Origin of the sequence: Bacillus sp. FSL K6-3154, assembly GCF_040869395.1 — a bacterium.
Lineage (GTDB): Bacteria > Bacillota > Bacilli > Bacillales > Bacillaceae > Bacillus > Bacillus safensis.
Genome location: NZ_CP152033.1, coordinates 682,611 through 694,766, shown reverse-complemented (window position 1 = coordinate 694,766; position 12,156 = coordinate 682,611). Strand labels below are relative to the sequence as shown.

The window sequence follows — 12,156 nt, the reverse complement described above, 5'->3', positions numbered from 1 at the left end:
AAGCGCATTGTTTATTTATAGAACGTGTCTTTTTTTCTATACTAGGAGCATGAATACTTTCTTGAATTTGGAAGAAATAAAGGGGTGGTTTCGTGTATAGAGTGAGTTGGGTATTTCTTGGATGGTATTTAGTAGGACTCATATTAATGGTCTCTTTTGAAGTGCCAGCATGGCTTCAGTTTGCAAATGGCATTTTCCTTGTGCTGTATGCCTGCTGTGTGATAGAAATTGGGCGAAATATTTATGGTTCATGGGGGTTTGTGATCAAAAGGGCAGCTATTGTCGGGGTGCTGACATTTACGGTTGAATGGATAGGGATCATAACCGGTTTTCCTTTCGGGGGCTATGACTATTATCCGACGTTAGGTTTTCTAGTGGCAGGGGTGCCTTTAACCATTGCTTTTGCATGGGTTGGTGTGTTTTTAAACAGCCTTTTTTTAGCTAATCAGCAGTCGAAATGGAAACGAGCTGTCGAAACGGGGATATGGATTGTCTTGCTTGACCTCATATTAGACCCAGTAGCGGCTGAACGGAAATTTTGGGTGTGGTATGACGGCGGTGGTTTTTATGGTATTCCTTTTGAGAATTTTGTGAGCTGGGGTATGATTGGAGCAGGACTTTCCTTTCTCTTCCCGCTTGTTCAGATTGATCAAAAGGCTCTGAGCTGGACGAGCCGTATTTATCAGGCAATGGTGTTCTTTTTTGGTGTGCTGGCATTAAAGGGCGGGCTCGATGTCATTTTTTATTTAGCACTGATCATTGTTATTTTGTGTGAAGGAAGGGTTCAATTTGAAAGAAAGCGACAAAAGCCGATCGTTTAGACGTATATTTTCTCTTTATCTTGAGCGGTATTTACTTCATAAACATTTCCGCTCTGTGATGATGAAAGGCACTGTGGACCCAAACGAGAAGCTGCCTGTTCTTTATATCGCCAATCATAGCTCATGGTGGGATGGACTGATCATCTTTCTTTTAACAGAAAAAACGTCCGAACTCGATCATTATATGATGATGGAAGAGAAACAGCTGAAGCAATATGCCTTTTTCCGAAAGCTTGGTGCCTTTCCGGTTCAGAAAAAGAATCTGAAAAGTGTGAAGCAAGCATTAATGACGGCAAAAGAGAACATGCAGGCTGGCGGGGCTGTATGGCTTTTTCCACAGGGGAAAATCATGCATCAGGATATGCGGCCGCTTGAATTGGAGGGCGGGGCTTCATTTTTAGTGAGACAATTTGAGCAAGTTGTCGTGAAGCCTGTGACCTTGCATTATACATTTAATCAATTTCAAAAGCCGACAGTATCTGCTTTGTTTGGTGAAGATACCTTAGTATGTGGCGGAGAACTACGAAGCAAGGACGTGACGCATCTGCTTAGAGATCTGCTTGAAACGCAGCTAAACGCACATCAAGCACAGGTCATCGCAGATCCTGATTTTACAACTAATCAAGAATTTAGACAGATGACGAGGACAAGTCAGTCAACAAGTGATGCGTTTGATTCCTTTAAAAAGTGGGTGAAAACATGGCGGTCTTCTTAACCGTAATCAGTGTACTCTTGCTCTGTCAGTTTATTTTCACCATATGGAATATGAAGCAGCTTCCTGTTTTAAAGCCAGCATCCATTTCGCCTGATGAACTTATTTCATTATCAATTCTGATTCCAGCGAGAAATGAGGAAAAACGAATAGAAGCCTGTCTTCAGTCGATCGTTGATCAACGTCTTTACCCGAAAGAGCTCATCATCCTTGATGACCATTCGACAGATCAGACAAGAGCGATGGTGGAGCGGTTCGCAGAAAAATACCCGTGGATCCGAGTCCAGTCAGGTCAGCCATTAAAGCGGGGCTGGCTTGGTAAATCATATGCCTGCTCTCAGCTCGCTGAGGCAGCAGTTTCTGACTGGCTGCTATTTTTAGATGCGGATGTCCGGTTAAAAAGAGGGGCAGTTGAATCAGTATACAAGCAGTTATGTATGCAAAAAACGGGCATGCTGTCAGGTTTTCCAGAACAAAAAACAGGTACATTTTTTGAGCATCTTGTCGTTCCTATGATGATGTTTACCATTGGCTGTCATCTGCCAGTGAAATGGGTAAGAAAATCTAAGAACCCGGCTTTTGCCGCAGCACATGGCGGCTTTATTGCCATTGAAAAGAATTGTTATCACGACATTGGCGGGCATGAAGCGATCAAGGATTCACTCGTTGATGATATGGCCTTGGCTAGACGGGTGAAGGAAAAAGGCTTTCCGTTCACACTTGCAAGCATTCATCCATTTGTGTATATGAGAATGTATGAAAGTGGACAAGAGGTTTGGGAAGGTTACCGGAAAAATTTATTCCCAGGTGTGAATCGAAGCATTGCTTTGTTGAGCAGTGTCTTTTGTTTATACACCCTCCTTTATTTGGTTCCTGTCATTTGTTTCATGATCGCATTGTTTCAGCTGGATGTTTTGAGCATATGCTTAGCCATTCTTTGCTATGGGCTGGGTGTATCGATTAAAGCGGCAATTGATACTGAAAATGGGCGGACATCTGCGAAGGCTTTTTTATTGCCGGTCAGTATTTTAAGCCTGATCGCCATTGGCTTTGCTTCTATGAAAATCGGTCTGAAAAAAGAAGGGTATGAATGGAAAGGGAGAAGGTACGAATGAAAAAAGTGATCATCATCGGCGGTGGACTTGGCGGATTATCAGCCGCGATCCGTCTACAGTCACGCGGGGTTCAGGTCACCATTTTAGAAAAAGAAGCGGCTTTAGGGGGGAAATTGCAGCGCCATCACGAGGCAGGCTACTCTTTTGATTTAGGACCGAGCACCATTACAATGAAGGCCTATTTTGAAGAAGTGTTTACATCCTGTCATAGACGGATGGAGGATTATGTGACCTTTTATCCGATTTCTCCGCTGACCAAAAATATTTTTCCAGATGGACATACGGTCGAGTTTACGCCGAATATTGAGCAAATGGAATCACAAATTGCTGCATTCAGTCCTGAAGATGCGAAGCAATACCGCGCATTTTTACAGGAATCAAAGACGCTTTTTCAAAAGGCAGAGGAGCAGTTTTTAAATCGTTTGTTATTGAGCTGGAAGGATAAGGCGGATGTAAAGCTGATGAAAGCACTTCTTGCTGTCAAACCATTCACATCGGTTCAGCGCCTGCTGCGTCAATATTTCCGTCATCCCCATACATTGGCGATGTTTGGACGGTATGCCACTTATATTGGCTCTTCTCCCTACGAGGCGCCGGCTATTTTTAATATGATGGCGTATTTAGAAGGAGAGAAAGGGATTTATGGAATACAGGGCGGTACATATCGTTTAGTTGAGGCATTTGAGACGCTGGCAAAAGAATTAGGCGTTCAGATTTACCTCAATGAACAAGTGAACAAGATTCATGTGAAGGATCGGCGCATCAAAGGAGTAGAGACGGATCAGCAGATGTATGAGGCAGATCAAGTCATTGCAGGAGCAGATGCGCTGACTGTATACCGTCATCTCATAGATGAAAAAGACCGTCCTCGTTTTATAAATCAAAAACTGTCTGGCATTGAACCGTCGTTGTCGGGCTTTGCTCTCTTATTAGGGGTACCTAAAGTCTATGAACAGCTGGTCCATCACAATGTGTTTTTCCCTGAGGATTATGAGCAGGAATTCAAGGATATTTTTCAGAAAAAACAACTGCCTCAAGACCCGACACTTTACATATGCTATTCAGGCCATTCAGAACCAGCTTTAAGCGGAGGACCGGGAAGAAGCAATCTGTTTGTACTGGCCAATGCACCTTATGTGACAAAAGAGCAAGATTGGGACATGCTAAAGGAGACATATCGTCAGCATGTAAAAAACAAATTAATGGAAAAAGGTCTTTTTGATTTGGATGAGCTTATTGAATATGAAGCGGTTCAAACCCCGCTTGATCTGCAGCAGAAAACGGGGGCATATCGTGGAGCCATTTATGGCATGTCTTCAAACTCGTTCAAACAGGCGTTTTTTCGCATCAATAATCAGTCAAAAGATATTGAAGGACTTTGGTTTGTTGGAGGAACAAGTCATCCAGGCGGCGGCACGCCGATGGTGACAAAATCAGGCCAGCTTGTCGCAGAAGCGATGCTGAAGCAATGGACGTAATCAAAGATGAAAAGGAGAGAAATCGAGTGATTGTGGAAAAAAGAAGGTTTCCGTCGCCCCATCCGCATATTCACTTATATACAGTGACCTATGAGGCAGATGGACTTCGGATGAAAGGGCTGCTCGCTGAACCGGCCGGAGAAGGTTTCTACGACGGCTTTTTGTATTTACGTGGCGGCATTAAAAATGTGGGGATGGTCAGACCTGGCCGGATTGTGCAATTTGCCGCGCAGGGCTTTGTCGTCTTTGCTCCCTTTTACCGAGGAAACCAAGGAGGCGAAGGGAACGAAGATTTTGCCGGAGAAGATCGAAAAGATGCGTTCGCTGCCTTTCAGCTGTTAAAACAGCACAAAAAAGTGAAGAAGGACCGCATTCATATCTTTGGTTTTTCGCGAGGCGGTATTATGGGCATTTGGACCGCTGTTGAAATGAAACAGGAGGCGGCTTCCTTTGTCACATGGGGAGGCGTCAGTGACATGAAACTGACTTATGAAGAGCGTGTGGATATGAGACGGATGATGAAGCGTGTGATTGGCGGACCGCCGCATAAGGTGCCAGAGGCATATGAGAACAGAACCCCTTTAAATGAGGTAGACAAAATTGAAGCACCTGTCCTTATCATCCACGGAGAAGAAGATCAAAATGTATCGATTGAGCATGCGTATTTGTTAGAAGATGCGCTGCGCCAGCACGGAAAGTCTGTGGAGACATGGTATTTCCACGGATACAACCACTATTTCCCGCCGCAGCATAATCGAGAAATTGTGAGAAGGCTGACCACATGGATGCACAGCCGAAAAAGCGGAAATGTGGTAAAATAATCAGTATAACGAAATATAGAAAGTAGGGGGATTTTCATTATGGGAATGCCTGTTGAATTTAATACAATGATTGTCACAAAGGGAAAAGAGACAAGAATTGAAGAAAATGTATTTGAACTCATGAAGGATGGATACCGCATTTATCCATTAAATATTCCACTTGAGGTGCGCAAAACGAAAGACGGAGAAAAAACTGGGACAGCACATGTTGAAAAGCTGGAGCTGACAGACAATGTCACGAAGGTGACGTACCGTCTTGTGTCATTGCATTCAACCAACTAAAAAAGCTGAGGGATTGAATTTCCTCAGCTTTTTTCATTTGGTTATACGAGTGGTCCGCCTTTGGCTTCAATGTCACTTGCCGCGTGGCTGAATTTTTGGAAGTTCTTTTTAAATTCATTGGCAAGGAAGTGTGCTTTTTCTTGATAAGCCTCTTGGTCATCCCATGTTTTAGCAGGTTGAAGCACTTCATCTGGTACACCAGGAATATGAAGCGGGATGTGTAAGCCAAAGATGTCATCAGTAATCATCTCGGCATTGTCAAGGTCACCTTCGATTGCTGCCTGCACCATTGCTCTTGTATGAGCGAGATTCATTCGTTTGCCTGTACCATAGCCACCGCCAGTCCAGCCTGTATTCACAAGGAATACTTTAGCACCGTGCTCATCAATCTTTTTGCCAAGCATTTCAGCATAGACGTGAGCTGGAAGCGGAAGGAATGGTGAACCGAAGCAAGTAGAGAATGTCGTTTCTGGTGATGTGACACCGCGCTCAGTTCCAGCTAATTTACTTGTGTACCCGCTCAAGAAATGGTACATTGCCTGCTCTTTTGTTAAACGGCTGATTGGAGGTAAGACGCCAAACGCATCAGCTGTTAAAAAGACAATAGCAGATGGATGTCCTGCGATACTTGGTTTCACGATGTTATCAATCATTTCGATTGGGTAAGCAGCGCGTGTATTTTCAGTAAAGAAGGTATCATCGTAATCCGCTTCACGTGTTTCTTCATCAAGCACAACGTTCTCAAGAACTGATCCGAAGCTGATCGCTTTGTAGATCTGCGGTTCTTTTTCTTCACTTAAGTTCACACATTTCGCATAGCATCCGCCCTCGATATTGAAGACCCCTGTGCCAGACCAGCCGTGTTCATCGTCTCCGATCAGCTTGCGGCTTGCGCTTGCAGAAAGCGTCGTTTTCCCCGTACCTGAAAGTCCGAAGAATAGGGCCACATCGCCTTCTTGACCTACGTTTGCTGAGCAGTGCATGGATAAAATGTCTTGCTCAGGAAGCAGGTAGTTCATCACAGAGAAAATGGACTTTTTCATTTCTCCTGCATATTCTGTTCCACCGATAAGAATCGTGCGTTTTTCAAAAGAAACGATGATAAACGTTTCAGAGTTTGTGCCATCTGTTGCAGGATCTGCTTTAAAGTGCGGTGCAGATAAGATGGTGAAAGGTTTTTCGTTTGAAGAAGGTGTTGACCCGTCAGGTCTGATAAATAGCTGCTTGGCAAAAAGATTGTGCCATGCGAATTCGTTTACAACTGTAATCGGCATACGATATCTTTCATCAGCGCCTGCAAACCCTTCAAAGACGAATAGTTCATCACGTTCTTTTAAGTATGACACAACCTTTGTATATAAACGGTCAAATGCTTCTTTGGAGATCGGCTGGTTTACTTGACCCCAATCGATTTTATGTTCAGAGCTTTCTTCTTTGACGATAAATTTATCTTTAGGCGAACGTCCTGTATAGGCTCCAGTTGTGGCGCGGACAGCTCCAGTTGATGTTAAAACGCCTTCATTACGTGCCAAAATCTTTTCAACAAGTTTCGGAACAGATAAATTTTGGTGCGTATTTTCTAATGAGAGCAATGACTGCAAATCTTCTTTTAAATCCACTGAGTTCATAAAAAAACCCTTCCTTTACCGTTGAATTTGTTTGTTTCGATTAGTATAACACATTAATAATAATAGTCTATACTATTTAAAAATTTTTGTGTGTGTTTTTTCATTTCTGCTATGAAAATATGCTTTTTGGTGATGCTAATGGTGAGGAGAAAAAAGAGGGAGATAATTCTTATGAAGCATTGACATGACGCAAGGGTTTAAGATAAGATATCTTATTGAACGGATACTCTTATCCCGAGTTGGTGGAGGGACAGGCCCGATGAAGCCCAGCAACCGGTTTCTTATGAAAAAGGCATGAAAATGCTGAGAAACCAAGGTGCTAACCTGATGCAAGGTACAAGAACACCTTGAGCGATAAGAGTGAAAGGCATGCGATCTCAGACCCTTTCCTCGCAATGAAGGAAATGGTTTTTTTATTTTTGGGATATCATATGAACAAATTGCCAATAACATCTCTAATATAAACGTTTTCAAATATAAGAGGGAACGAGTTCCGTATCATATTGGAGGCCTCATCTTGGGATGATGTGGTCTTGTACAGGAGGAAATAGCCATTATGAGTCAAAATCGTCGTTTATTTACTTCAGAATCAGTGACAGAAGGACATCCGGATAAAATCTGTGATCAAATTTCAGACAGCATTTTGGATGAAATTTTAAAGAAAGATCCAAATGCACGTGTTGCCTGTGAAACTTCTGTTACAACCGGTCTCGTATTAGTAAGCGGTGAAATTACAACGTCTACTTATGTCGATATTCCAAAGACGGTGCGTGACACAATTAAGGAAATTGGCTACACACGTGCGAAATATGGTTTTGATGCGGAAACATGTGCGGTACTTACATCAATTGATGAACAGTCTGCTGATATTGCGCAAGGTGTAGACAAAGCGCTTGAAGCACGTGAAGGAACAATGACTGAAGAAGAAATTGATGCGATTGGTGCAGGTGACCAAGGATTGATGTTTGGTTTTGCTAACAACGAAACCGAAGAGCTCATGCCGCTGCCAATTTCACTAGCGCATAAATTATCTCGCCGTTTAACAGAAGTACGCAAGAATGAAACACTTGCATACCTTCGTCCAGACGGAAAAACACAAGTCACAGTTGAATATGATGAGCAAAACAAACCAGTTCGTATTGACACAGTGGTTATTTCTACGCAGCATGCACCAGAAGTGACGCTTGAACAAATTCAAAGTGACTTAAAAGAGCATGTCATCAGTCCTGTCGTTCCAAGTGAACTGATTGATGAACAGACAAAATACTTTATTAACCCAACTGGCCGTTTCGTGATCGGTGGACCTCAAGGGGATGCTGGTTTAACTGGACGTAAAATCATCGTTGATACGTATGGCGGGTACGCTCGTCATGGCGGCGGTGCTTTCTCAGGTAAGGATGCAACGAAGGTTGACCGTTCTGCGGCATACGCTGCACGTTACGTAGCGAAAAACATCGTAGCTGCCGGCCTTGCAGATTCTTGTGAAGTACAGCTTGCTTATGCAATTGGTGTTGCACAGCCTGTATCGATTTCAATTGATACATTCGGAACAGGAAAAGCTTCTGAAGAAAAATTAATTGAAGTGGTTCGTGCAAACTTTGATCTTCGTCCAGCTGGCATTATTAAAATGCTTGACCTGCGCCGTCCGATCTACAAACAAACAGCTGCATACGGGCATTTCGGCCGTCACGACTTAGATCTTCCGTGGGAAAAAACGGATAAAGCCGATACACTTCGCAAAGAAGCATTGGGACAATAACAACATAAAAAACCGCTTATTTTAAGCGGTTTTCCTTTTGATTAAAAAAAAATATGCAAAAAGCGAAAAAATGTGAAACAAAATCGGACAAAATACTGTCTAATTATAGGTCTACTTTTAAGAAATAACATAACGTGGAGGCAATAATATGTGTGGGTTTGTTGGTGTATTTAATCACCGTCCATTGTCCGAAACTACTGAACAGGAAGAGCTAATTAAACAAATGAATCGTCTCATCGTTCATCGTGGTCCGGATGATGAGGGTTACTTTCATGATGAGCATGTAGGATTTGGATTTAGACGTTTAAGTATTATAGATGTTGAGCACGGAAAGCAGCCGCTTTCTTATGAAGATGAAAAGTATTGGATTATTTTCAACGGAGAAATTTATAACTATGTGGAGCTGAAGGAAGAGCTTGTGAAAAAAGGCTATACGTTCAGCACAGATTCTGATACGGAAGTACTTCTTGCCACATACCGTCATTATAAAGAAGAAGCGGCTTCAAAGCTTCGCGGCATGTTTGCATTTTTAATTTGGGATAAAGAAGCGCAATTATTATATGGCGCAAGAGATCCTTTTGGCATCAAACCGCTTTATTTTACACAAATGGATGAGCAAGTGTACTTTGCGTCTGAACGCAAAAGCTTGATGGCAGTGAACGAGAACATTTTATTTGATGAGACATCCTTACAGCAATATATGTCATTCCAGTTCGTACCTGAGCCAAATACACTTGATCAAAAGGTTCACAAAGTAGAGCCAGGTCATCAGTTTACTTTACGCCCAGGACAGGAGATTGAATTTAAGACTTACTGGAAGGTTCAATTCAAGCCTGAGCAAACACAAGAACAAAAGCTGATTGAAGAAGTCCGCGATGCAATCTATGATTCTGTGAAAATTCATATGAGAAGTGATGTACCTGTTGGTTCATTCCTATCAGGTGGTATCGATTCTTCTTTCATCGTATCTGTCGCAAAGGAATTTCATCCTGAGCTGAAGACGTTTTCTGTTGGTTTCCAGCAGGATGGCTTTAGTGAAGTTGATGTAGCGAAGGAAACGGCTGATAAGCTTGGCTTACAAAACTTCAGCGCGGTGATTTCTCCTGAGGAATATATGAATGAGCTTCCGAAAATTGTTTGGCATTTAGATGATCCTTTAGCTGATCCGGCGGCGATTCCATTGTACTTCGTGGCAAAGGAAGCGAAGAAACAAGTGACGGTTGTTCTTTCTGGTGAGGGAGCAGACGAGCTGTTCGGTGGATATAATATTTACCGTGAGCCGCTTTCTCTTAAACCATTTGAATCTGTACCATCTATGCTGAAAAAGCTTCTTCTTCGTCTGGCGCGCTTAATGCCAGAAGGAATGAAAGGAAAAAGCTTTATCGTCCGCGGCTGTACACCATTAGAGGAACGTTATATCGGTAATGCGAAAATCTTTGAAGAGCCAGTAAAGAAAAACCTCTTAAAGCAGTATGATCCGAACATTACATATCGTGATGTGACGAAGACATACTTCGAGGAAAGTGCAGGCTACAGTGATATTAACAAAATGCAATATGTTGATATTCATACGTGGATGCGCGGGGACATCTTACTGAAAGCAGATAAGATGACAATGGCGAATTCTCTTGAGCTTCGTGTTCCTTTCCTTGATAAGGTCGTATTTGAAGCGGCTTCTAAAATTCCAGAAGAGCTGAAAACAAAAGATGGCACAACGAAATATTTATTGCGTAAAGCAGCAGAAGGCATTGTGCCTGACCATGTGTTAAACCGCAAGAAGCTGGGCTTCCCTGTTCCAATTCGTCATTGGCTGAAAAATGAGATGAACGCTTGGGCGAAAGACATCATTAAAAACAGTCAAACTGACGAATATATTAACAAAGCGTATGTGCTTGATTTATTAAATGAACATTGTGCTGGTAAAGCAGATCATAGCCGTAAGATTTGGACTGTCCTGATCTTTATGATTTGGCACAGCATTTATGTCGAGCGCAGTATTGATCCAGAGCAATTGAATCATCAACCGAAAGAAGTCATCTTCAGTTAATGAAAAAAGGTTTTCAGCTTTGTGCTGAAAACCTTTTTTGTCATGATAGAAAGGGATGGAAAAGGGTAAAATAACAAGCGGTTCATAGTTATTGCTTAATATCCTGAAAAAAACATGATAAAGTGAAGATACACGTATGATGTTAACGAGATAAAAGGGAACGATAGTATTGTCCTTTTTCTACATATTCTCTGCGGATTCGGTCCATGTCTTGGATATCTTCATCTGTTAACAGCCGAACGACTTTGGCTGGACGGCCAAAAGCGAGTGATCCTTTTGGGATGACCTTTCCTTGAGGGACAAGACTTCCTGCACCGATAAAGGCGCCTTCGCCAATCTCCGCACCATCGAGAATAATAGACCCCATGCCAATGAGGGCATTTTTTCGAATGATTGAGCTATGTAATGTGACTTGGTGTCCAATAGTAGCACCATCTTCAATAAGAAGTGTTTTTCCAGGACTTTGATGCAGGCACGATAAATCTTGAATGTTGACGTTCTTTCCAATTCTCACAGGGGCAACATCGCCTCTGATGACGGTTTGAAACCACACGCTCGAATATTCTCCGATTGTGACATCACCGGTAATGGTGGCGTTATCTGCGACAAAGACCGATTCATGAATCTCAGGTGTAAACTGATGATATGGATAAATCACTTTTTCGACTTCCTTTCTTAATACAACATTTGTGAGGTGTTTACTTTGTGGACTTGGCATGCTGAAAGACCAGTTGGTACAATTGTCATTGTACATGGTGCGAGTGAATATCACGGCCGATATAAATGGCTGATTGAAATGTGGCGGAATGCAGGCTATCACGTCGTCATGGGTGACTTGCCTGGACAAGGCACATCAACACGTGCGCGAGGCCACATTCGTTCGTTTCAAGAATACATTGATACAGTCGATGAATGGATCGAACATGCGAAATCATTCAGACTTCCTACTTTTTTACTTGGACACAGTATGGGTGGACTCATTTCAATTGAGTGGATGAAGCAGTATACCCATACGAAGTTGAATGGCCTTATTTTATCATCACCTTGTTTAGGTCTGCAATTTAAACCGAAGAAGCTGATGGATTTTGCGTCAAAAGGTCTAAATGTGCTGGCACCGTCTTTTAAAGTGGAGTCAGGTCTGTCGATTGAACTAGCGACACGAAATCAGGCGGTCATTGAGGCAGACTCAAATGATTCTCTTTACGTGACAAAGGTGTCGGTTCGCTGGTATCGAGAGCTGATCAAAAATATCGATGCGGCGATGCAGCCGACGAATGTCTTTAAATCGATCCCGCTCCTTTTAATGCAGGCGGGAGATGATAAGATCGTCGATAAAACGAGGGTGATTAAATGGTTCAATGGCATAGAATCAACCAATAAATCATACCGTGAATGGGAAGAGCTGTATCACGAAATTTTTAATGAACCAGAAAGAGAAGATGTGTTTAAGGCGGCAAGAGCCTTTACAGATCAATATATTTGATTGTGAGCTT

11 protein-coding genes and 1 riboswitch are annotated in these 12,156 nt (G+C 42.5%); of the genes, 9 read left to right on the top strand and 2 right to left on the bottom strand.

Translation table 11 applies throughout. The annotated features are described in order from the left end of the window. Positions 1-92: 92 nt before the first annotated feature. The 6 genes from MHH61_RS03700 to MHH61_RS03675 are packed head-to-tail and all read left to right on the top strand — an operon-like array spanning position 93 to position 5,229. Positions 93-821, top strand: coding sequence for a carotenoid biosynthesis protein (locus MHH61_RS03700; RefSeq protein WP_125587190.1), 729 nt, complete (start codon positions 93-95; stop codon positions 819-821). Continuing rightward, positions 790-1,536, top strand: a complete 747-nt coding sequence (locus tag MHH61_RS03695; RefSeq protein WP_125587189.1) for a lysophospholipid acyltransferase family protein — start codon at positions 790-792, stop codon at positions 1,534-1,536. Before MHH61_RS03700 ends, MHH61_RS03695 begins: the two co-directional genes overlap by 32 nt. Beyond that, entirely contained in the window at positions 1,521-2,648 is a 1,128-nt protein-coding gene (locus tag MHH61_RS03690) for a glycosyltransferase family 2 protein (protein WP_125587188.1), read from the top strand. Before MHH61_RS03695 ends, MHH61_RS03690 begins: the two co-directional genes overlap by 16 nt. Then, positions 2,645-4,126 carry an NAD(P)/FAD-dependent oxidoreductase gene (locus MHH61_RS03685; protein WP_125587187.1) on the top strand — a complete coding sequence of 494 codons (1,482 nt, stop codon included), beginning with the start codon at positions 2,645-2,647 and terminating at the stop codon, positions 4,124-4,126. Before MHH61_RS03690 ends, MHH61_RS03685 begins: the two co-directional genes overlap by 4 nt. A 26-nt stretch (positions 4,127-4,152) precedes the next feature. Continuing rightward, a complete protein-coding gene (locus MHH61_RS03680) occupies positions 4,153-4,947 on the top strand; it encodes a S9 family peptidase (RefSeq protein ID WP_125587186.1) in 795 nt (264 codons plus the stop codon). Between the two features lie 39 nt (positions 4,948-4,986). Then, positions 4,987-5,229, top strand: a complete 243-nt coding sequence (locus MHH61_RS03675; RefSeq protein ID WP_025092385.1) for a DUF2584 domain-containing protein — start codon at positions 4,987-4,989, stop codon at positions 5,227-5,229. Between the two features lie 41 nt (positions 5,230-5,270). Here the strand turns inward: MHH61_RS03675 and pckA are convergent, their stop codons facing one another. Further along, a complete protein-coding gene (pckA, locus tag MHH61_RS03670; RefSeq protein WP_024424910.1) occupies positions 5,271-6,857 on the bottom strand; it encodes a phosphoenolpyruvate carboxykinase (ATP) in 1,587 nt (528 codons plus the stop codon). Between the two features lie 226 nt (positions 6,858-7,083). Next, positions 7,084-7,218: riboswitch (SAM riboswitch) on the top strand. Positions 7,219-7,413: 195 nt separating this feature from the next. Here pckA and metK point away from each other — a divergent pair. Further along, the gene (gene metK / locus MHH61_RS03665; RefSeq protein ID WP_024424909.1) at positions 7,414-8,616 is read left to right on the top strand and encodes a methionine adenosyltransferase; all 1,203 of its coding nucleotides are present in this window, start codon (positions 7,414-7,416) and stop codon (positions 8,614-8,616) included. A 148-nt stretch (positions 8,617-8,764) separates the two neighbouring features. After that, complete coding sequence (asnB, locus tag MHH61_RS03660) at positions 8,765-10,663, top strand: asparagine synthase (glutamine-hydrolyzing) (protein WP_024426217.1); 1,899 nt, start codon at positions 8,765-8,767, stop codon at positions 10,661-10,663. Between the two features lie 142 nt (positions 10,664-10,805). Here the strand turns inward: asnB and MHH61_RS03655 are convergent, their stop codons facing one another. After that, complete coding sequence (locus MHH61_RS03655; protein WP_024426216.1) at positions 10,806-11,321, bottom strand: gamma carbonic anhydrase family protein; 516 nt, start codon at positions 11,319-11,321, stop codon at positions 10,806-10,808. 45 nt (positions 11,322-11,366) lie between these two features. Here MHH61_RS03655 and MHH61_RS03650 point away from each other — a divergent pair, with 45 nt between their 5' ends. After that, a complete protein-coding gene (locus tag MHH61_RS03650) occupies positions 11,367-12,146 on the top strand; it encodes an alpha/beta hydrolase (protein ID WP_024424906.1) in 780 nt (259 codons plus the stop codon). The last annotated feature ends 10 nt before the right edge of the window (positions 12,147-12,156 follow it).

Coding starts and splice junctions, on each gene's coding strand:
- MHH61_RS03690 (WP_125587188.1), top strand. CDS start 1,521: ATGGCGGTCTTCTTAACCGTAATCAGTGTACTCTTGCTCTGTCAGTTT.
- MHH61_RS03685 (WP_125587187.1), top strand. CDS start 2,645: ATGAAAAAAGTGATCATCATCGGCGGTGGACTTGGCGGATTATCAGCC.
- MHH61_RS03675 (WP_025092385.1), top strand. CDS start 4,987: ATGGGAATGCCTGTTGAATTTAATACAATGATTGTCACAAAGGGAAAA.
- pckA (WP_024424910.1), bottom strand. CDS start 6,857: ATGAACTCAGTGGATTTAAAAGAAGATTTGCAGTCATTGCTCTCATTA.
- metK (WP_024424909.1), top strand. CDS start 7,414: ATGAGTCAAAATCGTCGTTTATTTACTTCAGAATCAGTGACAGAAGGA.
- asnB (WP_024426217.1), top strand. CDS start 8,765: ATGTGTGGGTTTGTTGGTGTATTTAATCACCGTCCATTGTCCGAAACT.